This window comes from Pseudomonas tremae, from assembly GCF_001401155.1.
In the GTDB taxonomy this organism is placed as follows: Bacteria; Pseudomonadota; Gammaproteobacteria; order Pseudomonadales; family Pseudomonadaceae; genus Aquipseudomonas; species Aquipseudomonas tremae.
This window is the reverse complement of sequence record NZ_LJRO01000073.1, coordinates 35,674-60,148: the sequence shown is the minus strand read 5'-3', so window position 1 is coordinate 60,148 and position 24,475 is coordinate 35,674. Positions and strand designations below refer to the sequence as shown.

Annotated in this window: 18 protein-coding genes; 13 read left to right on the top strand and 5 right to left on the bottom strand. The window is 60.0% G+C overall.

Features of this window, described 5'->3' with window-relative positions:
• Positions 1-264: 264 nt before the first annotated feature.
• Both ALO43_RS04660 and rep read right to left on the bottom strand, forming a co-directional pair.
• On the bottom strand, positions 265-834 hold the full coding sequence (locus tag ALO43_RS04660) for a xanthine phosphoribosyltransferase (RefSeq protein WP_024671123.1): 570 nt from the start codon (positions 832-834) through the stop codon (positions 265-267).
• 51 nt (positions 835-885) lie between these two features.
• Entirely contained in the window at positions 886-2,895 is a 2,010-nt protein-coding gene (gene rep / locus ALO43_RS04655; protein ID WP_024671124.1) for a DNA helicase Rep, read from the bottom strand.
• Positions 2,896-3,099: 204 nt separating this feature from the next.
• Between rep and ALO43_RS04650 the strand changes: the two genes are divergently transcribed.
• Positions 3,100-4,764 carry a putative bifunctional diguanylate cyclase/phosphodiesterase gene (locus ALO43_RS04650; protein ID WP_024671125.1) on the top strand — a complete coding sequence of 555 codons (1,665 nt, stop codon included), beginning with the start codon at positions 3,100-3,102 and terminating at the stop codon, positions 4,762-4,764.
• 12 nt (positions 4,765-4,776) lie between these two features.
• On the opposite strand, the gene ALO43_RS04645 is transcribed toward ALO43_RS04650, so the two are convergent.
• On the bottom strand, positions 4,777-6,159 hold the full coding sequence (locus ALO43_RS04645) for a NorM family multidrug efflux MATE transporter (protein ID WP_054997183.1): 1,383 nt from the start codon (positions 6,157-6,159) through the stop codon (positions 4,777-4,779).
• Positions 6,160-6,314: 155 nt separating this feature from the next.
• Here ALO43_RS04645 and ALO43_RS04640 point away from each other — a divergent pair, with 155 nt between their 5' ends.
• From ALO43_RS04640 to ALO43_RS04615, 6 genes are all read left to right on the top strand, one after another.
• Positions 6,315-7,235, top strand: a complete 921-nt coding sequence (locus ALO43_RS04640) for a LysR substrate-binding domain-containing protein (protein WP_005894603.1) — start codon at positions 6,315-6,317, stop codon at positions 7,233-7,235.
• A gap of 181 nt (positions 7,236-7,416) precedes the next feature.
• The gene (locus ALO43_RS04635) at positions 7,417-9,393 is read left to right on the top strand and encodes a methyl-accepting chemotaxis protein (RefSeq protein ID WP_024691103.1); all 1,977 of its coding nucleotides are present in this window, start codon (positions 7,417-7,419) and stop codon (positions 9,391-9,393) included.
• 508 nt (positions 9,394-9,901) lie between these two features.
• On the top strand, positions 9,902-10,621 hold the full coding sequence (locus ALO43_RS04630; RefSeq protein ID WP_054997182.1) for a class I SAM-dependent methyltransferase: 720 nt from the start codon (positions 9,902-9,904) through the stop codon (positions 10,619-10,621).
• A 265-nt stretch (positions 10,622-10,886) separates the two neighbouring features.
• Positions 10,887-12,539 (top strand): Na/Pi cotransporter family protein, encoded by a 1,653-nt coding sequence (locus ALO43_RS04625; protein ID WP_024691105.1) that lies wholly within the window; start codon positions 10,887-10,889, stop codon positions 12,537-12,539.
• Between the two features lie 57 nt (positions 12,540-12,596).
• On the top strand, positions 12,597-13,973 hold the full coding sequence (locus tag ALO43_RS04620; protein ID WP_054997181.1) for a M16 family metallopeptidase: 1,377 nt from the start codon (positions 12,597-12,599) through the stop codon (positions 13,971-13,973).
• Between the two features lie 97 nt (positions 13,974-14,070).
• Complete coding sequence (locus ALO43_RS04615; RefSeq protein WP_024691107.1) at positions 14,071-15,282, top strand: DUF5924 family protein; 1,212 nt, start codon at positions 14,071-14,073, stop codon at positions 15,280-15,282.
• A 4-nt stretch (positions 15,283-15,286) separates the two neighbouring features.
• Here the strand turns inward: ALO43_RS04615 and ALO43_RS04610 are convergent, their stop codons facing one another.
• Together ALO43_RS04610 and argH are read right to left on the bottom strand one after the other, a co-directional pair.
• Positions 15,287-16,528 (bottom strand): nucleoside recognition domain-containing protein, encoded by a 1,242-nt coding sequence (locus ALO43_RS04610; protein ID WP_005894626.1) that lies wholly within the window; start codon positions 16,526-16,528, stop codon positions 15,287-15,289.
• A 191-nt stretch (positions 16,529-16,719) separates the two neighbouring features.
• Positions 16,720-18,114, bottom strand: a complete 1,395-nt coding sequence (argH, locus tag ALO43_RS04605) for an argininosuccinate lyase (RefSeq protein WP_005894629.1) — start codon at positions 18,112-18,114, stop codon at positions 16,720-16,722.
• A gap of 134 nt (positions 18,115-18,248) precedes the next feature.
• On the opposite strand from argH, the gene ALO43_RS04600 reads away from it, so the two are divergent.
• From ALO43_RS04600 to ALO43_RS04575, 6 genes are all read left to right on the top strand, one after another.
• Positions 18,249-19,331, top strand: a complete 1,083-nt coding sequence (locus tag ALO43_RS04600; protein WP_005894632.1) for a sensor histidine kinase — start codon at positions 18,249-18,251, stop codon at positions 19,329-19,331.
• Complete coding sequence (locus ALO43_RS04595; RefSeq protein WP_054997180.1) at positions 19,328-20,074, top strand: LytR/AlgR family response regulator transcription factor; 747 nt, start codon at positions 19,328-19,330, stop codon at positions 20,072-20,074. Before ALO43_RS04600 ends, ALO43_RS04595 begins: the two co-directional genes overlap by 4 nt.
• Before the next feature lie 241 nt (positions 20,075-20,315).
• Positions 20,316-21,257, top strand: a complete 942-nt coding sequence (gene hemC / locus ALO43_RS04590) for a hydroxymethylbilane synthase (RefSeq protein ID WP_005894637.1) — start codon at positions 20,316-20,318, stop codon at positions 21,255-21,257.
• Positions 21,254-22,030, top strand: coding sequence for a uroporphyrinogen-III synthase (locus ALO43_RS04585; RefSeq protein WP_024691108.1), 777 nt, complete (start codon positions 21,254-21,256; stop codon positions 22,028-22,030). Before hemC ends, ALO43_RS04585 begins: the two co-directional genes overlap by 4 nt.
• Before the next feature lie 50 nt (positions 22,031-22,080).
• Positions 22,081-23,202: a uroporphyrinogen-III C-methyltransferase gene (locus tag ALO43_RS04580; protein WP_005894645.1), complete on the top strand. Its 1,122-nt coding sequence runs from the start codon at positions 22,081-22,083 to the stop codon at positions 23,200-23,202.
• On the top strand, positions 23,199-24,443 hold the full coding sequence (locus ALO43_RS04575) for a heme biosynthesis protein HemY (protein WP_005894648.1): 1,245 nt from the start codon (positions 23,199-23,201) through the stop codon (positions 24,441-24,443). Before ALO43_RS04580 ends, ALO43_RS04575 begins: the two co-directional genes overlap by 4 nt.
• The last annotated feature ends 32 nt before the right edge of the window (positions 24,444-24,475 follow it).

The following is a 24,475-nucleotide window of genomic DNA, read 5'->3' as shown; positions in this document are numbered from 1 at the left end:
CAGAGCGTCACGACCGGCATTCCCACGCTGGAGCATGAGGAACGAGAGGTGCCTGGAAAACGCTACCGCGCCCAAGCTCCGCGTTCAGCGTTATACACAGGTCTTGAAGAGCGCGAAAAACGGGGCCTTTGCGGGAGCGGACTTGTCCGCAAAGACGGTATTTCAGACAACGCATGTTTCGGCGATCATACCGGCCCTTTCGCGAACAAGTTCGCTCCCACGCCCCACAGGCAGAAGCTCGGAGGCGTGTCCATCATTGTGGCCTTACTTGAACGTCACCACCCCGCCGGCCAGCGATTCGACCCGTGCCAGCGATTCAACGCGATAGCCCTGTGCATCCAGCTCGGCGCGGCCGCCCTGGAAGGACTTCTCAATTACGATGCCCAGGCCGGCGACAGTGGCGCCAGCCTGCTTGATGATCGAGATCAGTGCCTGCGACGCTTTGCCGTTGGCCAGGAAGTCATCGATGATCAGCACGTTGTCTGTGCTGTTCAGATGCCGCGGCGAGATGGCGACAGTGCTTTCCACCTGTTTGGTGAAGGAATACACGGTAGCCGACAGCAGGTTTTCAGTCAGGGTCAGGGACTGATGCTTGCGGGCGAAAATCACCGGCACGCCCATATTCAGGCCCGCCATCACGGCCGGTGCAATGCCGGACGCTTCGATGGTGACAATCTTGGTCACGCCCGCATCCGCGAACAGCCGGGCGAACTCGTCGCCGATTTGCTTCATCAGCGCAGGATCAATCTGGTGATTGAGAAACGCATCGACTTTCAACACCTGTTCGGACAGTACGATGCCTTCTTCGCGAATCTTCTTGTGCAGTGCTTCCACTTCAATTCCTTGGCTGCGCCATTGCGCAATAAATGATCAATTTTGTGTCGGCTAGCGTTTCAGCATCGCGCGAATATCGGCCAGCGCTGTGTTGCCGCGCACCGCTTTGACTTCCACTGGCGTGTCATCGGTGCCTTCCCAGGCCAGATCGTCCGGCGGCAGCTCATCCAGAAAACGGCTTGGCGAGCAGTCGATGATTTCCCCGTACTGCTTGCGCTTGGCGGCGAAGGTAAACGCCAGGGTCTGCCGCGCGCGGGTGATGCCCACGTACGCCAGGCGGCGTTCTTCCTCGATGGTGTCGGCCTCGATGCTGGAGCGGTGCGGGAGGATTTCTTCTTCCATGCCCATGATGAACACGTACGGAAATTCCAGCCCCTTCGACGCGTGCAAGGTCATCATCTGCACGCCCTCGGCACCGTCTTCCTCTTCCTGCTGACGCTCGAGCATGTCCCGCAAGACCAGCTTGCCGATGGCCTCCTCGATGGTCATGCCGCCTTCTTCGTCTTTTTCCAGCGTGTTTTTAAGCGCCTCGATCAGAAACCAGACGTTACTCATCCGGTAGTCGGCAGCTTTCTCACTGGAGCTGTTCTGCCGCAGCCAGTTCTCGTAATCGATGTCCATGACCATGCTGCGCAGCGCAGCAATCGGGTCGTTCTGCGCGCATTGCTGGCGTACGCCATCCATCCAGCGCTTGAAGCGTTGCAGGCGGTCGGTGAAACGGCTGTCCAGATGCTCGCCAAGGCCGATTTCATCGGTGGCGGCGTACATCGATACCTTGCGTCCGGTGGCGTAGTTGCCGAGTTTTTCCAGCGTGGTCGAACCGATTTCCCGACGCGGAACGTTGATCACACGCAGAAACGCATTGTCGTCATCCGGGTTCACCAGCAGCCGGAAGTAGGCCATCAGGTCTTTCACTTCCTGACGACCAAAGAAGCTGTTGCCGCCCGACAGGCGATACGGCACCTGATGGTGCTGCAGTTTCAGCTCGATCAGTTTGGCCTGATAGTTACCGCGGTACAGAATGGCAAAGTCGCTGTAGGGCCGGTCGGTGCGCAGGTGCAGGGTGAGGATTTCCATCGCCACCCGCTCGGCCTCGGCGTCTTCGTTACGGCAGCGGATGACCCGGATCTCGTCCCCGTGGCCCATGTCGGACCACAGCTGCTTTTCGAACGCATGCGGGTTGTTGGAGATCAGCACGTTGGCGCAGCGCAGGATGCGGCTGGTCGAGCGGTAGTTCTGCTCCAGCATGACCACTTTCAGCGACGGGTAGTCATCCTTGAGCAGCATCAGGTTTTCCGGTCGCGCGCCGCGCCAGGCGTAGATCGACTGGTCGTCGTCGCCCACCACGGTGAACTGGTTGCGCGAGCCGATCAGCAACTTCACCAGCAGGTACTGACTGGCGTTGGTGTCCTGGTATTCATCCACCAGCAGATAACGCACTTTGTTCTGCCATTTTTCCAGGATGTCGGCGTGTTCCTGGAAGAGTTTGACCGGCATCAGGATCAGGTCATCGAAGTCCACCGCGTTGTACGCCTTGAGCGTGCGCTGATAGTGGGTGTAGACGATGGCAGCAGTCTGTTCCTTGGGGTTGCGAGCGTTTTCCAGGGCCTCGGCGGGCAGGATCAGATCGTTTTTCCACGAGCCGATCATGTTCTTGATTTCGTCGACACCGTCGTCGCCGGAATACTCTTTTTGCATGATGTCGGTCATCAGGGCCTTGACGTCGGTCTCGTCGAAGATCGAGAAGCCCGGCTTGTAACCCAGCCGCGTGTGTTCCTTGCGGATGATGTTGAGGCCCAGATTATGGAAGGTCGAGACCGTCAGACCACGCCCTTCGCCACCTCTGAGCAATGTGCCGACCCGCTCTTTCATTTCGCGCGCGGCCTTGTTGGTGAAGGTCATGGCGACGATGTACTGGGCCCGGATCCCGCAATTCTGGATCAGGTGGGCAATTTTGCGAGTGATCACGCTGGTCTTGCCGGAACCAGCACCGGCGAGCACCAAAAGAGGGCCGCCGACGTAGTTCACGGCTTCCTGCTGCCGGGGATTGAGTCGGGACATGGCGGTAAGAGGGGTCGTCTGCGAAAAAGGTCGGGCATTTTAACAGGCCCACAGGTTTGTGCAGCGATCATCGCGACGGGCAGTGACCGCTATCTAATTTTTCTGGTTTTGTTACATTTGCGCCGCGACGCGACGATACGTGTATCTGTTGGGCTCCCGCGAGAGCGTGGCCACCGGTTTTTCCTTTGTGCTTAGGAAGTTAGATTGCCTACACCTGTCGAACCCCTGCGATTGCTTTTATTGGCACACGAGCCTTTCTGGCAGGCGCTCCTGAACGGTTGCGTCGCCGCACCGAGTGGTAACATCACACTGCTGCATGGCGCGAACTGGGACGTTTTCAGTGCCCGGTACGGTGATGAACGCAATACCGTCCTGCTGACCACCCCCGACCTGCAGCCCAGAACCGGCGCTTGCCTGCTACCCACCGTAGTGCTGCTGGAAGAGGAACCGCTGGTCGCGCCGAGCGGTGTCTGCGACTGGCTGGTGCGCGACACGCTGACCGGCGATGTACTGCGCCGTTGCCTGCGTTATGTGCATGAGCGCAGCAGCCTGGAAGACACCTTGCGTCGCCTGGCAGGTCAGGACCCCTTGACCGGCATCGCCAACCGCCAGGGTTTTCAGGCCCAGCTGGCCACCCGTCTGGCCGAGGGTGGCAACCTGGCGATGGGGCATCTGGACCTGGACAACTTCCGCCGCGCCAACGACTCGCTGGGGCATCAGGCCGGTGACCGGCTGATTCTGCAAGTGGTGGCGCGCCTGAAAAACCAGCTGGACGCCGGTGATCAGATCGCCCGACTCGGCGGCGACGAATTCGCTCTGCTGATCGATACCCAAGCCACGCCCGCACGCGCCCTGCAACTGGCCGAACGCATTACCGACGTTCTGGCAGAGCCTTACTGGATCGATGGCGAAAGCCTGCTGCTGGGTTGCAGCCTGGGCATTGCCCACTCGCAGAGCCGTCTCGAAGCCGACCCGCTGATGTGGCACGCACATATTGCGATGCGTCAGGCCAAGAGCATCCAGGGCTGCACGTTCCACCTGTTCGACGAGCGCATCAACCGCAACGCTCGCAGCCTCGCCGACCTGGAAGGCGAGCTGCGTCGTGCCTTGCGCCGTGACGAGATGGAGCTGCATTACCAACCGCGACTGTGCCTGAGCAGCGGCCGCGTGGTCGGCCTGGAAGCGCTGGTGCGCTGGCGTCACCAAGAGCGCGGGCTGCTGGCGCCCAGCGAGTTCGTGCCGCTGGCAGAGCAGAGCGGCCTGATCGTGCCGCTCGGTTACTGGGTTATCTTGCGCGCCCTGCGCGACATGCAGACGTTGCGCGAGCAGGGCTTTGCGCCGCTGCACATGGCGATCAACCTGTCGTTCAGGCAGTTTCAGGACAGCCAGTTATTGCCGACATTGAGCCGCCTCATAGAGCAACACAGTGTTGACGCGCGCTGGCTGGAATTCGAGCTGACCGAAACCGCAATCATGCGGCGCAGTGACCAGGTCAGACAGACCATGGAAGCATTGCGACGGCTGGGCGTGCGGTTCTCGCTGGACGACTTCGGCACTGGCTATTCATCGTTCATGCACCTCAACAGCCTGCCCATCGCGCTGCTCAAGATCGACATGGGTTTTGTCAGCCAGATGGAAACACGCGAAGAAAACCGCAAGCTGGTCAACGCGATGATCAATCTGGCGCACAACCTGAACCTGGAAGTGGTTGCCGAAGGCGTCGAAACCGTCGGGCAACTGGAGTTGCTGCGCAGTTTCGGTTGCGATCAGGTGCAGGGCTATTTGCTGAGCAGGCCACTGCCGCTGGATGAACTGATGACCTATCTGTACTCGGAAGCCTCACACACAGAAGCTTTGACTTCCGCCTGAGCAGGCGCCAGGTCAGCCCGAAACAAGCAGCCCTGCGGCCTGCCGCCGCAACAGGCGGGTGGTCTTCCATTCAAACGCATACGTCAGCGCCACTGCCGAACAGAACAGGCCCAGCGCCAGCCCCCACCAGACGCCTGATGCGCCAGCGTCGGTAGAGAAGCCGAGTACCCAGGCGGCAGGCGCGGCGATCAGCCAGTAACAGCCCAGACCGATCAGAAAGGTCGTGCGTGCATCCTTGAGCCCGCGAATCGCGCCCATAGCAATCGTCTGGGTGCCGTCGAAGAACTCGAACAACGCTGCAATGGCCAGCAGTTTGGCGGCCAGCACGACAATCTCAGCGAACGCCGGGTCATCGATATCCAGAAACAGGCCGATGACCAGATGCGGTGCCAGCCAGAACAGCATCCCGAACATCAGCATCACGGCACCGCCAAAACCGATGCCCAGACGGCCAGCCATGCGCACCATCTCCAGGTTGCCTGCACCGTAATGCTGGCCGATACGCATGGTCACCGCGTAAGACATTCCCACTGGAACCATGAACGCCATCGACACCGTTTGCAGGGCGATCTGGTGCGCTGCCATCTGCGTGCTGCCCATCGCGCCCATGCAGAACGCTGCAAATGTGAACAGGCCGACTTCCACCGCGTATGTCCCGCCAATCGGCAGGCCCAGGCGCCACAGCTCTTTCAGGTGACTGCGCGACAGTTTCGAGAGCCCTTTGCTGATCGGGTAAGCCGCGTAGGCCGGATGCCTTTTGATATGCAGGGCCAGCGCCAGCGCCATGCAGTTGGTCACGATGGCTGTAACCAGCCCGATCCCCATCAGCCCCAGATTGGGCAGGCCGAGCCATTGATGGATCATCGCGTAATTGAGAACGAAGTTTGCTGCCGCGCCAGCCAGGCTGATGGTCATGACCGGCCCTGCACGCCCCAGAGCGCTGGTGAAACCACGCAAGGCCATGAAGCTGAGCAAGCCGGGCAGGGCGAAGGGCAGGGTGATCAAAAATTGAGCTGCCATATGCACATTGGCTTCGGCCTGCCCGAATTGCAAAAGGATCGGCTCAAGGTTCCACAGCAACAACGCAGCGATCAGCGCCATGCCCCAGGCCAGCCACAATCCGGCCTGGGTCAGGCGGGTCGCGCCTTCTGCATCGCCGGCACCATGCCGAATCGAAACCAGCGTACCGACCGCAGCCATCACGCCGACGCAGAAAAACGACACGAAGCTGTACGTGGCAGCGCCCAGCCCGCCGCCCGCCAGCGCTTCCGGTCCGATCTTGCCCATCATCACCGTGTCGGTGAACACCATCAGCATGTGCGCCATTTGCGATGCGATCAGCGGCCCGGCCAGGCGCAGGATGATCCAGAGTTCTTTGAGGGCGGGATGCTGCATGGTGGCAATGCTCTACGGCGGAGTTCAGATGGACGCCTATTCTGGGTGGATACGCGCGCAAGCACAAAACGATAAATGCGATGCTCAGCATGACTAAAACTCATGCGAGATGATTTGCGTTACAGTGACTGCCCATCGCCGGCAGGACGCTATGCATGTCCCGTAATCTTCCTCCTCTTTACGCACTAAGGGCATTTGAAGCTGCCGCACGACATACCTCGTTCACGCGCGCGGCTGAAGAACTATCAATTACCCAAAGTGCAGTAAGCCGTCATATACGCACCTTGGAAGAGCATTTCGCCTGCCGTCTTTTTCAGCGTAATGGCCGCAACTTGCAACTTACCGAGTCGGCACGTGCCTTGTTGCCCGGTGTACGCGATGGCTTCCTGGCGCTGGAGCGGGCCTGCAGCACCCTGCAGACCGAAGAGGGCATTCTGCGCATGAAAGCGCCCTCTACGCTGACCATGCGCTGGCTGCTGGCCCGTCTGAGTCGCTTTCGTCATCTGCAGGTGGGCAACGAGGTGCAATTGACCAGCGCCTGGATGGACATCGATGCCGTGGACTTCGCCCAAGAGCCGTTCGACTGCGCGATCCTGCTCAGTCATGGGCACTTCCCATCGGATTGGGAAGCTACCCTGCTGTTCCCGGAGCTGTTGATCCCAGTGGGTGCGCCGACGTTGCTGCAAGATCCGCCATGGGACGTCGAGCGTCTGGCCAAGGCGGAGTTGCTGCACCCCACGCCCGACCGACGTGACTGGCGCACCTGGCTGAACCGCATGGGCCTGACAGACCAGGTATCGCTCAAGGGCGGGCAAGTGTTCGACACCCTCGAGCTGGGAATGATTGCCGCAGCACGCGGCTATGGCGTGTCGATGGGTGATCTGCTGATGGTCGCCGAAGACGTGGCGCAATCGCGCTTGAGTATTCCTTGGCGCACAGCTGTGTTTAGTGGCGAAAACTATTATCTGGTGTGGCCGCGCACAAGGCCCGGTGCAGAGAGGTTGCGGCGCCTCAGTGATTTTCTTCAGTCGGAAGTGAAAGCCATGGAGTTGCCGTTAGTTGAAATACTGAAATGAAAATTTGTTTAGTATTGAACTGCCATCATTTGTTAATGTCTCGCCTCGCGCTCAAGTAACGATCTTGCTAGCCGAAGCATTTCCTGACGACTGCCCCTGCGGCGGCTTAAAACCTTAACTTAATTCAGCTGAATGGTAAGCCACGGACCCGGCGACTCCAATCATTTGGCGTGGAGTCTCTATGTCCAAGCCCCGTACCCGAATTGCCTCGCAACTCGGTATTGCTCTGGCAGTGATCCTGGCAGTTGTCATCAGCGGCAGTACGCTATTTGCCTTGAGGTCTCTGGACGCATCCAATCTGGTCATTCGCGAAGAACACATGTCGAGCGAAGCCAGACTGCTGGCCGATCAGCTCAACACGTTCCACAGCACGCTGCGCGACAGTACCCAGCGCTTGAGCGGATTGTTCGAGAAGCGCTTCGCCGGAGGCCTGAGTTTGCAGGCTGACAAGCCGGTTAACGTAGCGGGCACGCAGACCCCCGGCCTGTATTCCGGCGATACCGCGCTGAACAATGACTTTGCCGAAGTCGACGAATTTCGCTCGATGACCGCAGGCGTGGCCACGATCTTCGTGCGCAGCGGCGACGACTTCATCCGCATCAGCACCTCCCTGAGCAAGCAGGATGGCACTCGCGCCATCGGCACCGTGCTTGATCGCAAGGGTGCAGCGTATGAGCGCTTGATGGCCGGCCAGAGCTACGTCGGCAAAGCGGTCCTGTTCGATCGCTATTACATGACCCAGTACAGCCCGGTTCGCGACAGCAGCGGCAAAATCATTGCGGCACTGTTCGTGGGTTTCGATTACACCGATGCGCAGAAAACCCAGTTCGACAACCTGAAGAGTTTCCGTATCGGCTCCACCGGTTCGCTGGCCCTGCTGGACGACAAGGGCAACTGGCTGGTTCCGCCTGCGGGCGTAAAATCTCCGGAAGGCGCCGCAAAAGCCGTTGCGGACCTGGCTAGCAAACCAGGCAAGGCGCAGTTCTGGGATGAAGGTGGCGATGACTATTACAGCGTAGGCCAACCGTTTGCCGGTGGCCCCTGGACAGTCATTGCCAGCATGCCACGCAATGAAATCAGCGAAGTGACCTGGAGCGTGGGCACCCAGTTGGCTATAGGCAGTCTGCTGGCCATGCTGATCGCAGTCATCAGCGCCATCTGGCTGCTGCGCAGCAAGCTGCGGCCGCTGTCCGAACTGGTCCGTCAGGCAGATGCCCTGGGCGCCGGCGACCTGAGCGTTCGCCTCAACGTCACCAGCAATGATGAAATCGGGCAGTTGTCCGGCAGCTTCAACAAGATGAGTGAGGCACTGTCGTCGATGGTGTCGCACATCCGCATCGCCGCGCAGGAAGTCAGCAGCCGTGCCAACGCACTGTCCGGTCTGTCCGGTGGCGCTTTCGAGGGCATGGAGCAACAGTCCGGCGAGATCACCAGCATGGCTGGTGCCGTCGAGGAGTTCAGTGCCACGTCGATGAACATTGCCGACAACATGGGCAATACCGAGCGTCTGGCGCAGGAAAATGCGCAACAGACCCGAATCGGTCGGACCTCGATGGACGAAGCGTCTTCATCGCTGCAACAGATCGCGACCTCTCTCGGCAGCACGGCGAAGGTCATCGACACACTGGGCCAGCGTTCACAGGAAATCGGCAGTATCGTCGGGGTGATTACCTCGATTGCCGACCAGACCAACCTGCTCGCCCTCAACGCCGCCATCGAGGCTGCACGTGCCGGTGAACAAGGCCGCGGCTTTGCCGTGGTGGCGGATGAAGTTCGCAGCCTGGCGTCACGGACGCGCGAAGCCACTGACGAAATCTCCGGCATGATCGCCAGCATCCAGCAGGAAACCGGCAACGCGATCAGCACCATGCAACAGGGCAACACCCTGATGCAGGAAGGCCTGGCGCTTAACTCCAAAGTAGCCTCTGCGCTGGCGCAGATCGACGAACAGAGCCGTTCGGCAGGCCATCAGTTCGCAGCCATCACCACCGCGACCCAGGAGCAAAGCAGCACAGCGACCATGCTCAGCAGCAACTTGCAAAGCATCGCCATGGCCAACAGCGAACAACGCCAGGTGATGTCCAACCTCGCGATCACCGCTCAGGAACTGAACGGCCTGGCGACTGAGTTGCGCAATGAGGTTGACAGGTTTCGTTGAGTGCTCATATCTGATCAGCCTGCCAATGCTCAGCACTGGCGTGCGACCGGTACGCAGTAAACCGGGTTCAGGGTGCAATGGGCGGCCGTATTGCGGTCGCCGACATGAGCGCCCGCTCGCCTGGATATCAATGGTCGGTGTTAACAGGGCGGCCATTGCCGAGCGGCAGGCAGCCTGGGTGTCTGAGTTGCCATAGTCGTCTCTGCTGATAAGTGATTTGTCACCATGTATCTCAAATGAGACACAAGCAACGCCTCGCGTCATCAGCCCTTATTTCGCCAAGTGAGTTCGAGTTGAGCTCAGGTTAGCGCTTTCACGAAATTGAATAGTCAGCCGATAACCCGCTGTATCAGCGGATATTTCCGATAACCCCGCATCACCAGACGCCGACTCTTTGAAAGCCCCTACACTGTCTTGACTGATGCCTGAACCCGACGCGGATGTTTCAGCAGAATCCCCGGAATACCTCATCCAGCCCACCGCAATTACCCCGTCAAGGATTCCGACCATGAAGCAATATGTTGAAGACTATCAGCCCACCGAAGGCTTTCCCCCTGCAACGGGCTATGTAGAAGGTGATTCGGTCTCTCCAAAGGCGATGATTTTCCATATCCTGAAAGACACGGGCGCCGAGGTTGAAGTGCTGGATATCGGGTTTGGCTCCGGTACGCTGGGGGCTTTGATCAAATCAAACCCGGACACTGCACACTGGTCGGTGGACGGCATCGATGGCTGGGAAGCCAATTGCCAGAATTCGCAGCTGTATGAAAACGCCACCTACCGCAATATCTGGCATGGCCTGGCTCAGGAATTGTCATCCGAGCGACTGGCCCAGTACCGGATAATCTGCCTGCTGGACGTGGTCGAGCACCTGACGGCTGACACTGCCCGGTGGCTGGTGCGGACGCTGCTGTCCAGTCTGGGGCCTGATTCCTACCTGTTTATCAGCACACCTTTGTGGTTCTACCCGCAAGATGCTCAGCAGGACGGCGATCTTGAGGAACATCTGATCGGCGTACCGGCTTCGTCGATGATGGCGCTGTGTCCGCACCTTTATGCGGTCAATCAGCCGCTGATTGGCGGTTTCGTCTTCAGCCGCCGCAGCCTGGATTTCATCGAGTTTTTTCAGCCCACTGCGGATAAATCCTTTTCGTATGAGAAGGGCATGACCGTCGCCAAGGCTGTCGGGATGAAATTCGACCCCAACGTCGCGTTCACAATGGATTGACCCGGCAATCGGCTTGCCTCCCTTGGGCGGCAGGCGCGCATTGGCATGAACAATTCGTGGCGTATCTACGTCAGGTGCCAGTACGCGACATCAAAATACTGATTTATGACACTTTTATTTCAATGAAACCCGCCCTGTGCGATGCTGGCGCCAAGGCCAAAGGCCGACTAAAGCTTAGTGGAGCGCTACAAACCCATCCCCGCTCGCTACACGCTGCATCTTTAATTTTATCGCCTGAATGGGCAAAACTCAGGGGGCTTTCTGCATGCTGACCCTGCTCGATTTGTTGTCTGCCGTCGCCCTGCTTATCTGGGGCACGCATATCGTGCGCACTGGCATCCTTCGTGTTTACGGAGCGCAACTGCGCCGTCTGCTCAGCCAGAACATGTCCAGACGACCACTGGCCTTCATTGCCGGCATTCTGGTCACAGCCCTGGTACAGAGCAGCAACGCCACGGCCATGCTGGTGACGTCTTTCGTGGGCCAGGGCCTGATGACGCTGACGCCAGCGCTGGTGATCATGCTCGGGGCCGATGTAGGTACGGCGCTGATGTCGCGCGTGCTGACGTTCGACCTTTCATGGCTGTCACCGCTGCTGATTTTCCTTGGCGTGGTGTTTTTTCTGTCGCGCAAGCAGACCCGTGCCGGGCAGTTGGGTCGGGTCGGTATCGGTCTGGGCCTGATCGTGCTGGCGCTGCAATTGATCGTTGCAGCCGCTGCGCCCATCACTCAGGCGGCGGGGGTCAAAGTGCTGTTTGCCTCGCTGACCGGCGACCTGCTGCTGGATGCGCTGGTGGGCGCCATGTTCGCATTGATTTCCTATTCCAGCCTGGCAGCGGTGCTGCTCACCGCCACGCTGGCAGGCACCGAAGTCATTGGCTTGCCGGTCGCGATCGGCCTGGTGATCGGCGCCAATATCGGCAGCGGTCTGTTGGCTTTTCTCAGCACCAGCATGCAGAACGTCCCGGGCCGGCAGGTTGCGTTGGGCAGCCTGCTGTACAAACTGCTCGGCCTGCTGCTGATCATCCCGGTGCTTGACCCGCTGGTTGAATGGATCGACACGCTGGGCTTCCGGCCACAGGAGCTGGTCATCGGCTTTCACTTGATCTACAACACCACGCGTTGCCTGATCATGCTGCCCACGGTGGGGCCAATGGCGCACCTGTGTGCAGCCTTGCTGCCGCAGCAGAACGAGGTCGGCGGCCTGGCCAAACCTCGTCATCTGGACCTGGCCGCGCTGGCGACGCCCAGCCTTGCTCTGGCCAACGCCGTACGCGAAACGCTGCGTATGGGCGATCTGATCGAGAGCATGCTCGGCTCAATGTTGGCGGTGCTGCGCGGTACGCAAACGGCAGTCACACAGGAAGTACGCCGCCTGAATGATGATGTCGAAGCGCTCTACAGCGCGATCAAGCTGTACCTGGCGCAGATGCCGCGTGAAGACCTCGGCGAGCACGATAATCGTCGCTGGGCCGAGATTATCGAGCTGACCATCAACCTCGAACTGGCCAGCGGCCTGATCGAACGCATGCTGCGCAAGATTCAGCAGCAGAAGACCGCGCATCGTCGTTCGTTCTCTGAGGTCGGCCTGGAAGAGCTGGCCGACCTGCAGATCCAGTTGCAGTCAAACCTGCGTCTGGGGCTTTCGGTATTCCTCAGCGGCGACCCGGAAAGCGCACGGCAGTTGTTGCGCGAGAAACGCCGTTTTCGCGCGCAGGAGCGACGCCTGGCACATGCCCATGTCAGCCGCCTGCGGCAGAAGGTCGTGCAAAGTATCGAGACCAGCTCGCTGCACCTGGAACTGATCGCCGATATGAAGCGCCTGAACTCGCTGTTCTGCAGCAGCGCCTACGCAGTGCTCGAAACCGCTGACACTGGCGCCCTGTCCAGCGAGGACGAGCCAGAGCGATCACTGTGAACGTAAGGGCCGGGGTGAAGTCTGTTACACATACCGGCCCGCCAGGAAAGCTGTTTTATGCGTTGCCTGCTGTTCGCTTGTCTGCTCCTCGGCTCATTCCCTTCGTTTGCCCTTGACCGTCTTCAGGTCGAGGGCTATCTGCTGCCCAACGGTTTGCAAGTCCTTCTCAAACCCGGATACGAAAAAGGCCATGTCGCGATTCGGCTGGTCGTCGGCATCGGTTTCGATGACTTCCCGTGCCAGGACAAAGAGCTGCCGCACTTGCTTGAACACCTGCTGTTCAGCGGGGTTGATGACAGTGGCGAAGGCGGGCTAGAGGAGCGTATGCAGGCACTCGGCGGCGAGTGGAACGCCTTCACCAGCAATGCCGACACCACATTTGTGATCGAGGCGCACGCACGCAATCAGCGCAAGGTGCTGGACCTGCTGCTGGAAATCATGACCCGCACAGAACTCAGCCAGGCGCATCTGGATGGCGTCAAACGTGTCGTCGAGCGCGAAGACGGCGGGCACTCTTCACACTTGCAGCGCCTGCTGGACCGGCGCGATTCGGGCCGCAGCGCCAGCAGCCAACTGGCAGTAGAACTGGGTCTGAAATGCGCCGAGCGGCCAGAAGTGGGTGGCATCAAGCTTGAGCACATCGAAGAGGTATTCGCCAATTGGTACGCCCCCAACAACATGACCTTGATTGTGGTCGGCGACCTGGACAAGCTGCTGCCGGCGTATCTGGAACGCACTTACGGCAAACTGGCGCCTACCGACCCGATCGATCATCCCCCGCTGGCGCAAAGCAACGGTTCCGCCGAGCCGCGCCGTGAGCTGCAACGCGGCGGACTGGGTGACAGCGCAAAGCTGCACCTGATCTACCCCGAACCACAACTGGACGAGCAGCACGACGAAACCTGGGACCTGGTCAAGGGCTATCTGGACTGGGCGCTCTATACCGAGCTGCGCCTGAAGCGCAATCTGTCCTATGGCCCTTCGGCGGAGCGAGAAGTGTTCGGTGACAGCGGATTTTTGAGCCTGAACGCCGATGTAGAGCGCGACGATGTCACAGAAGCCGAGCAGGATATTCGGGCGCTGGTCGAGACCCTGCAGAAAGACGGCATGCAGCCCGCCATGTTTGCGCGCTTGCAGCAGCTCGCCATTGACCGCCAATCGTGGGCCACACAAGGCAACAGTGCGTTGGCCGACTACTATTGGAGTGCGCTCAACGATTACGAGAAAGGCCGCTTTGAAGATCCGGCCAAACGCATCAAGGCCGTCAGTCTGGAAACAGCCAATCGAGCCATGCGGCAGTTGCTTGCTCAGCCGGGTTATATGCGAATTGAAAAACCGCTGCTCAGCTATGAAAGCCTGTATGGCTTGATTTCCGGGGTGCTGAGCCTGATCGTTGCCTTGGGCATCTGGCGCTGGCGAACACGACACAAATAGCATTGCGACGCCGAACTGCACGTGGGGTGCAGTCATCGCGCAGCGTTTGTTACGCTGCGCGTTTTTTTGTATGAACAGAACCGAGTGAACAATCGACATGCTTGACGTGAACCGCTATGTGACACCCGTGCTCAACTTGATGCAGCGCTATCCGGGGCTCATTGCGGCATTTGGTTTCGTCTCCGGCATCGCCAGTTTCATTCTGGTTGATCGCCAGGCGGGTCTGGCGACCTGGATTGCCGTGGTGATGCTGATCAGCTGGCTGTGGCTGATGGTCGAAAACACCATGGTCGGGCTGCTCAACAAGGCACTGGGCCGCGAGATTCCACAAGGCCTGCTGCGTTATGGCACGCAGATGATCCACCAGGAAAGCCTGTTCTTCGTGTTGCCGTTCTTTTTCATCACCACCACCTGGAACAGCGGTCAGGCTGTTTTTACCGCAGCCTTGGGCGCCGCCGGGCTGATCTCGATCATCGATCCGCTGTATTACAAATGGCTGGCCCCGAAACGCTGGCTGTTCATGACGCTGCATACGCTGACCCTTTTTGCTGCCTTGCTCACAGCGCTGCCGATCATCCTGCATCTGACCACTGCCGAGAGCTACAAACTGGCGCTCGGCGTCGCCATGCTGTTATCGGCTCCCAGCCTGATGTCGAGCTTTGCGCTGAACACCTGGCGTAGCGCGCTGACCGTGTTCGCGATGATCCTCGCCATAGGCGCTGCGGGCTGGCTGCTGCGCTCGTGGGTGCCACCTGCCACGCTGTGGCTGACCGAAGTGGCGGTCAGCCCGGATTTCGACAACAAAAACCGTACACCGGGCGACAGCATCTCGCTGATCAGCGCCAAACAGTTGCGCAACGGCGGCTTGTACGCGTACACCGCCATCAACGCACCGCGTGGCCTGGACGAGCGCATCTACCATGTGTGGTGGCACGAAGGTAAAGAGATGGACCGCATCGCCCTGGATATCCACGGCGGGCGCAAGGAAGGCTACCGCGCCTGGACGCGCAAGCAGAACTTCCCCGAGGACGTTACCGGCCGCTGGCAGGTGAGGGTGCTGACCGAGGACGGACAGATGATCGGTGTGCTGCGCTTCGTGGTGACGGACAACGATCAACCGACAGAGAAGCGCCCGACCGGTCGAATCATCAAGCTCAAGCCAGGAGGCGACTCGGCGGAAGAGGCAACGCCTGAGCCTGCCCCCGAAAAGCCTCAGGCCAGCGAGCCTAAGGCGGATGACCCGGCTGCCGGTTCGACGCCAACCGAGCCCGCGCCGGCTGAATCGACGCCCGCCGAGCCGGCGCCTTGATGTCTTAGCTGGCGGTGGCGCCGAAGAACCAATAGCAGACGAAGATGGCCGCCACCACGCCGGAAAATTCGGCCAGCAGCGCGCAACCTACCGCATGGCGGGCGCGCTGAATGCCCACGGCGCCAAAGTACACCGCCAGTACATAGAACGTGGTTTCGGTACTGCCCTGAATGGTCGCGGCCGCCAAAGCGGCGAAGCTGTCCACGCCTTGGGTCTGCATGGTTTCGATCAGCAAGGCGCGCGCGGCACTGCCGGAAAAGGGTTTGACCATTGCAGTTGGCAGCGCATCGACAAAGCGCGTGTCCAGCCCCAGCCACTCCACCAGATGCCGAATACCTTCAAGGCCGAAATCCAGCGCGCCGGATGCCCGCAACACGCCCACCGCGCAGAGCATGGCGACCAGATAAGGCAGCAGGCTCTTGGCAACATCGAAGCCTTCCTTGGCCCCTTCCACGAAAGCCTCGTAAACCAGCACCTTGCGTAGCGTGCCGATGAGCAGAAACATCATGATCAGGCCGAACAGCGTGAGGTTGCCCAGAATGGACGACAAGCCCGCCAGTGCTGCCGCAGACAGCGTGCCAAGGAATGCCATGAACGTGCCCAGCAGCAGCGCACCGGGAATCAGGTAGGCAAGCACCACCGGGTCCCAGAGACGCAGGCGCTGCATGAACGCGACCGATAGCAGGCCGACGATCGTCGAGACGCTGGTGGCGAGCAGGATCGGTAGAAATACCAGGGTCGGATCGGGCGCACCCTGCTGGGCGCGGTACATGAAGATCGTCACCGGCAACAGCGTCAGGGACGACGCATTGAGCACCAGAAACAGGATCTGCGCGTTACTGGCGGCAGTCTTGCTCGGGTTGAGTTCCTGCAACGAACGCATGGCCTTCAGGCCGATAGGCGTAGCCGCATTGTCTAGCCCAAGTGCATTGGCGGCAAAGTTGAGGGTTATCAGACCCAGCGCCGGGTGGCCTGGCGGGACTTCCGGCATCAGGCGCAAAAACAGTGGCCCGAGGACTTTGGCCAACCAATCGACAATACCGGCCTTCTCGGCGATACGCAGAAAACCAAGCCACAAGGTCAGCGTACCGAACAACAGCACCATGACCTCGACCGAGAGCTTTGCCATGGCAAAGATGCTTTCGACCATCGCCGCAAAAATCCCCGCATTGCCGCCCACCAGCCATTGCACCAGTGCGGAAATCGTCGCCACGACAAAAAAACCAAGCCACAGGCCATTGAGCATCGGATAAGTCCCTCACAAGATGCGGGGATGATAACGGCGGGGTGCGCTGGAGGGAAATCGAGTGCTGCTGCGCCACGCATTCAGGATTGGACGCAGAGCGTCCAGAAAGACATGCCGACGCGGAGCATCGGCACGATAGTTGTGGGCACAATAGTTGGGGTTATCGTTCCTCACGCTCTCTTTGGCTGTATTCAGCGCCCGGCCAGTAGCTCCTGACCACGAACCACGGCGGCGCGGACCTGTTCAGGTGCAGTGCCGCCGATGTGGTTGCGGGCGTTGACCGAGCCTTCCAGGGTCAGTACGGCAAACACGTCCTGCTCGATCTGGTTGCTGAATTGACGCAGCTCTTCGAGGCTCATTTCCGCCAGATCCTTGCCGGTTTCCACGCCATATTTCACGGCATGACCGACGATTTCATGGCAATCACGGAACGGCAGGCCACGGCGTACCAGATAGTCGGCCAGGTCAGTCGCGGTCGAGAACCCGCGCAGAGCCGCTTCGCGCATGATCGCGTGCTTCGGTTTGATCGCAGGGATCATGTCGGCAAACGCACGCAGCGAATCGCGCAGGGTGTCGGCTGCGTCGAACAGCGGCTCCTTGTCTTCCTGATTGTCCTTGTTGTAAGCCAGAGGCTGGCCTTTCATCAGGGTCAACAAACCCATCAACGCACCGAATACGCGGCCGCTTTTGCCACGCACCAGTTCAGGCACGTCAGGGTTTTTCTTCTGCGGCATGATCGAACTGCCCGTGCAGAAGCGATCCGGCAGGTCAATGAACTGGAATTGCGCACTGGTCCAGAGCACCAGTTCTTCGGAAAAGCGCGACAGGTGCATCATGGCGATGGACGCTGCCGAGCAGAATTCGATGGCGAAATCGCGATCCGATACGCCGTCCAGCGAGTTGCCACCCACCACGTCGAAACCCAGCAGTTTGCAGGTCAGTTCACGATCGATCGGGTAGGTAGTGCCTGCCAGCGCAGCGCTGCCCAGTGGCATGCGGTTCAGACGCTTGCGGCAGTCCACCAGACGCTCGTAGTCGCGGCTGAGCATTTCGAACCAGGCCAGCATATGGTGGCCGAAGGTAACCGGCTGCGCCGTCTGCAAATGCGTGAAACCGGGCATGATGGTTTCGGCTTCGCGTTCCGCCTGGCCCAGCAGGCCTTTCTGCAGGCGTGTTATTTCGCTCAGGATCAGGTCGATTTCGTCACGCAACCACAGACGGATGTCAGTGGCCACCTGATCGTTGCGACTGCGCCCGGTATGCAGCTTCTTGCCGGTGATGCCAATGCGATCGGTCAGGCGTGCTTCGATATTCATGTGCACGTCTTCCAGATCGACGCGCCATTCGAAGCTGCCAGCCTCGATCTCGGCCTGGATGGTGTTCAGGCCCTCAACGATGGTATCGCGCTCGGCGTCGGTCAGAACGCCCACCTTGGCCAGCATGGTGGCGTGGGCGATGGAGCCCATGATGTCGTGGCGATACAAACGTTGATCGAAGGTGACGGAGGCAGTGAAACGCGCTACAAACGCGTCGACGGGTTCACTGAAGCGGCCGCCCCAGGACTGGTTGGTCTTGTCGGTGCTCATGGATTCACTCGTTGCTCAACAGAAAATGGCATGCCCGATACCTGGCACAAGGGCGGTAGCGATGATAACAGGGTTAATGCTTTTTTATCCCCGGAGCGCTTGCCGCTGACGAGGCCAAGGCCGAGACTGGAGCCATGCGAACCCAACCTGTGAAGCACGACGCTGGCCCCACCCCCGGCAAAGACTTTTTCCTCCCCGAACTGTGCCTGCCCCAGGCATTGCTGGTGCTCGTCGTTCTGTCCGAGCTGCTGGTGGTGGTGCTGGTCCTGGTCGAGCCAATGCGTGCAGGCTTCGACTGGGTACGCCTGGCACTGATGTCGCTGTTCGTGCAATGGATCGTGCTGCTGTCGGCTGCGTTGCTTTGTGGTCTGCGACCCTGGCTGGCGCGCCTTACGCCGGGGCTGGCGGGCATGCTCAGTTGCCTGCTGGTGGTCGGTCTCACTCTTTTATGCACCGCCGTGACAGATGTGTGTCAGCTTACTGGCAGGATCTCGGTCAGTGGGATGGTTGAACGCTACCTGCGTTATTCGACCATTGCGCTGATCATGTCGGCACTGATGCTGCGCTACTTCTACCTGCAGAGTCAGTGGCGCAAACAGCAGCAGGGCGAGCTGCGGGCGAGGATCGAATCGCTGCAGGCGCGCATCCGCCCGCACTTTCTGTTCAACACCCTCAACAGTATCGCGAGCCTGGTTGCCAGTAACCCGGTCAAGGCCGAGCAGGCGGTACTGGACCTTTCAGACCTTTTTCGTGCCAGTCTGGCCAAGCCGGGCAGCCTGATTACGTGGAGCGAAGAGCTCGCATTGGCAAAACGATATTTATCGATTGAGCAATATCGTCTTGGCGAGCGTCTACAGTTGGACTGGAGGGTGAGTGCAATTCCTGATGACTTGCCGATTCCCCAGCTAACCTTGCAGCCATTATTGGAAAACGCTTTGATTTATGGCATTGCTCCGCGTGTCGACGGGGGCGTTGTAACAGTCGAAGCGCACTATGAACGGGGGGAGTTCATGTTGATCGTCAGCAATCCCTATGAAGAAGTTGCCAACCGGCAGACTTCCAACGGTACTCAGCAGGCCCTGACAAACATCGGCGCACGTATTGCGGCACTTTTTGGTCCGCACGCCAGTCTGAGCGTGGAGCGCCGTGACGGTCGTCACTACACCTGTCTACGCTATCCTTGTGCGAGACTCACGCAGGAAGCCAGAGCTATATGAATGTCCTGATCGTTGATGACGAACCCCTGGCCCGCGAGCGACTGAGCCGCATGGTCAATGAAATAGAGGGTTATCGAGTACTGGAACCCAGCGCCGCCAATGGTGAAGAAGCCCTGGCGCTGATCGAAAGCCATAAACCCGATGTCGTACTGCTTGATATCCGTATGCCGGGCCTCGACGGCCTGCAGGTCGCTGCCAAACTGTGCGAGCGGGAAGTACCGCCCGCGGTGGTGTTCTGCACTGCCCATGACGAATTCGCCCTGGAAGCCTTTCAGGTCAGTGCGGTCGGCTATCTGGTCAAGCCTGTGCGCCCCGAGCACCTGCTTGAAGCACTGAAAAAAGCTGAACGTCCAAACCGTGTACAGCTGGCAGCCTTGACCCGGCCAGCCGCCGAAACAGGTTCAGGGCCGCGCAGCCATATCAGTGCTCGCACCCGTAAAGGCATCGAACTGATTCCGCTGGACCAGGTGATCTACTTCATCGCCGACCACAAGTACGTCACGCTGCGCCATGAAGGTGGAGAGGTGCTGCTGGACGAGCCGCTGAAGGCGCTGGAAGACGAGTTCGGCGACCGATTCGTGCGTATCCATCGCAATGCATTGGTGGCGCGTGAGCGAATCGAACGCTTGCAACGTACCCCGCTGGGGCATTTTCAATTGTTCCTCAAGGGTCTCAATGGCGATGCCTTGATCGTCAGCCGTCGGCATGTAGCGGGCGTTCGCAAAATGATGCAGCAGCTCTAGGGCCCCGACAGGGAAGCCGCCCGAGAGCCCGGAACGCCGAGACCGAGTCACAAAACTGATCGACATGTCAGGTCTGTGTGTTTTCCGGCAACTCGGTCCTCAACCCTCCTTGTCAGCCCTTCCAGCCACTGGCCGATTCGCCAATCGGAATCAGTGCGCTGCCGCGCGTTTTCAGTCAACGCTGAAGCTGTACCGGCTGAGCTGTTATTATCCGTGGCATCTACTCAGTACGGATTGTTCAATGTCCACTCGCGAAATCCGCATCGCCACCCGCCAGAGCGCGCTGGCGCTCTGGCAGGCCGAATACGTCAAGAGCCGCCTTGAACAGGCGCACCCCGGCCTGCTCGTCACGCTGGTGCCTATGGTCAGCCGCGGCGACAAGCTGCTTGATTCGCCTCTGTCGAAGATCGGCGGCAAGGGTCTGTTCGTCAAAGAGCTGGAAACAGCGCTGCTGGAAGATCGGGCCGACATCGCCGTTCACTCCATGAAAGACGTGCCGATGGACTTCCCTCAGGGGCTGGGCCTGTTTTGCATCTGCGAGCGTGAAGACCCGCGCGATGCGTTTGTGTCCAATACCTTCGACAGCCTGCAGGCGCTGCCAGCCGGAAGCGTCGTCGGCACCTCAAGCCTGCGTCGCCAGGCCCAATTGCTGGCACGTCGGCCCGACCTGCAGATCCGCTTCCTGCGTGGCAACGTCAATACCCGTCTGGCCAAGCTGGATGCCGGTGAATACGATGCAATCATCCTCGCCGCTGCTGGCCTTATCCGCCTCGGCTTCGAAGACCGGATCACTTCGGCGATCAGTGTTGAAGACAGCCTGCCCGCAGGGGGGCAGGGCGCAGTAGGCATCGAATGCCGCAGCGTCGATGCCGAAATCCACGCCCTGCTGGCGCCCCTGCATCACGAAGACACTGCTGTGCGGGTGATTGCCGAGCGCTCGCTGAACAAGCACCTCAATGGCGGCTGCCAGGTGCCGATCGCCTGTTACGCCATTCTGGAAGGCGACGATGTCTGGTTACGCGGGCTTGTCGGCGACCCTTCCGGCAGTGTGCTGCTGCATGCCGAGGCCCGCGCCCCGCAGACATCAGCGCAGGCGCTGGGTGTAGAAGTCGCCGAAGCCCTGCTGGCCCAAGGCGCCGCCAAGATCCTCAAGGCTGTCTACGGCGAGGCCAACAACGAATGAGCACCTGGCGCCTGCTGCTGACCCGTCCCGCCGAGGAATCGGCTGCACTGGCAACCGTGCTGGCCGAGGTCGGCATTTTCAGCAGCAGTCTGCCCTTGCTTGAAACCGAGCCTTTACCCTTGACGCCCGCGCAGCGTTCGATCATTTTCGACCTGCTCAATTATTGTGCGGTGATCGTGGTCAGCAAACCCGCAGCGCGGCTGGCCATCGAAATGATTGATGAAGTGTGGCCGCAGCCGCCCATGCAACCATGGTTCAGCGTGGGTTCAGCGACAGGACAGATACTGATCGACTACGGCCTTGATGCGAGTTGGCCAGCACAGGGCGACGACAGCGAAGCCTTGCTAGGGCTGCCGCGCCTGAAACAGGCGATTGCCGTACCGGGAAGTCGCGTGCTGATAATGCGCGGTGACGAAGGCCGCGAGCTGCTGGCCGAACAACTGCGTGAGCAAGGGGTGGAGGTTGACTACCTGCCGCTGTATCGCCGTTACCTGCCGCAGTACGCGCCTGAAGCGCTGGCGCAACGTGTGAGGGTGGAACGCTTGAACGGGCTGGTGGTCAGCAGTGGGCAGGGTTTTGAACATTTGCTTCAACTGGCCGGTGATTCATGGCCGGACCTGGCCGGTTTACCGTTGTTTGTTCCGAGCCCCAGAGTTGCCGGCATCGCCCGTGCAGCGGGTGCCCGGACAGTTATTGATTGCCGTGGCGCCAGCGCCGCGGCATTGCTGGCAGCGTTACGGGATCAACCCGAGCCTGCCGTCAAGGCGTATTGATCGACACCTGTCGTTTACGCTATTACGCCAAAATGCAAAGGATGGGATACGTGAGCGAAACAGCCTTGCCTAAAGACGAAGAATCGGTGTTGAAAACGCCTGCCTCCACGCCTGATCCGGTGCGCGTCGAGCGGACCGGAGCCCGCAGCAGCGGGCTGGTCTTCCTCGCATTATTGCTGGGCATCGCCGGTATCGCCGTGGCGGGTTGGGGCGTCTGGCAATTGCGCATGCTCCAGGCCGGACACCAGCAGCAGCGCGGCCAGGTCGAAGACATCGCCGAACAGACACTGGTGCTGGCTCAGAATGACCAGCAACTGAGTGCGCGTCTTGCGCAGCTTCCTCCTGCCGATCAACTGGAAGACAGCCGTCGCCTGGTCGCGCAATTGCAGGGTGATCAGCAGCGTCTCAGCCAGCGTCTCGAAACCGTTCTCGGGGCAAGCCGCAAGGACTGGCGCCTGGCCGAAGCCGAGCATTTGTTGCGTCTGGCCAGCCTGCGCCTCTCGGCGCTTCAGGATATAAACAGCGCCAAGGCGCTGGTTCAGGGCGCCGATGAAATTCTGCGCGAACAAGACGATCCGGGATCTTTTGCTGCCCGCGAGCAATTGGCCAAAAGCCTTGCTGCACTGCACAGCATCGAGCAGCCAGACCGTACAGGGCTGTTCCTGCAACTGGCTGCCTTGCGCGATCAGGTCACGCAGCTCAACAAGCTGGCCCCCGAGTATGAAGACAAGGGCGAGTCGCTTCTGGGCCTGACCTCGGACAAGACCGAGCAAAGCCGCTGGTCGCAGTGGTGGGATCAGATTTCCCGTTATTTCCGTGTCGACTTCAACGCCGACAAAGACATTCGTCCGATATTGGCAGGGCAGAGCCTGGCGCAGGTTCGTCTGGCCCTGAGCCTGGCGCTGGAGCAGGCACAATGGGCAGCGCTTAACGGCGAGCCTGAGGTGTACAGCAAAGCCATCACAGAGGCGCAGAGTGTCCTGAAAGCCAACTTCGATCAGGACGACCCGCAAGGCAAGGCACTCGTTCAGGGCCTTGATGCACTGGCCAGCCAGCCGGTATCGGTCAAGACTCCTGATCTGGCACCAAGCCTGAGTGCGGTTCAGGCTTACCTTGAACGCCGCCACGCCGCCGGCAAACCAGCCGAGGCGCAGCAAGGGGCCAGCCGATGAAGCGCTTCTATGTGCTGTTGTTTATCGCTATCGTCGCTGCGGCGCTGATCGGTGTTGCAGTCGCTGAACATTCCGGCTACGTGCTGATCGCCTATCAGAACTTCCGCTACGAATCGAGCCTGTGGGCGACGCTGGCGCTGCTGGTCGCCGTCCTGCTGGTGATAGCCGCCATCAGGTTGGTGATAACGCTGCTGACGACATCGGGAGGCGTGGTCAACCCGTGGTCGCGCCGTAACCGCAGCCGTCGAGTGCAGCTGGCGATCGAACAAGGTCAGATGGACCTGGCTGAAGGCCGCTGGTCCAGCGCACAGCGTCATCTGCAACGTGCGGCTGAAGCTGATGCTCACCCTCTGCTCTACTACATCGGTGCTGCTCGCGCAGCCAACGAACAGGGTCGCTACGAAGACTGCGACGCTCTGCTGGAGCGCGCCCTGGAGCGTCAGCCGCAGGCAGAGCTGGCCATCGCCCTGAACCACGCGCAGTTGCAGCAGGACCGTGGCGATACCGATGGCGCGCTCACTACGCTGCAGGCGATGCACCAGCGTCATCCGCATAACCCTCAGGTTCTTCGCCAGTTACAGCGCCTGTATCAGCAGCGCGGAGAGTGGTCCGATCTGATTCGCCTGATGCCCGAGCTGCGCAAGGACAAGGTCCTGCCGCCCAAGGAGCTGGCGGAACTGGAGCGCCGCGCCTGGGGCGAAAACCTCACGCTCGCCGCTTACCGCGACGACACCGATGGCGCACTAACGGGCCTGCCTTCGCTGGAAAAAGCCTGGCAAGGCCTTAGCGCAGCGCAGCGTCAGGAACCGCAACTGGTGCAAGCGTATGCCGATCAGTTGCGTCGTCTGGGCGCCGAAGCTCAGGCTGAAGAAGTGCTGCGCGTTGCGCTCAAACGTGAATATCACAGCCCCCTTGCACGACTATACGGGCTGGTACGCGGCGGCGATCCGTTGAAGCAGTTGCAGGTCGCGGAAGGCTGGCTCAAACATCACCCTGCCGATCCAAGCCTGCTGTTGAGCCTGGGGCGCATCTGCCTGCAAGGCCGACTGTGGGGCAAGGCAAGGGATTATCTGGAAAGCAGCCTGCGTCTCGAACGAAACCCGGAAACCTGCGCGGAGCTGGCTCGCCTGCTGGCGCAACTGGGTGAAACGGACAGAAGCAATAAACTGTTTCAGGAAGGTTTGGGTCTGCTCGACGAACGTCTTCTGTCACGGACGTTGCCCACGCTGACCAAGGCATAAAGATGCCCGAGGGCCCTGTTCAAGGGCTCTTT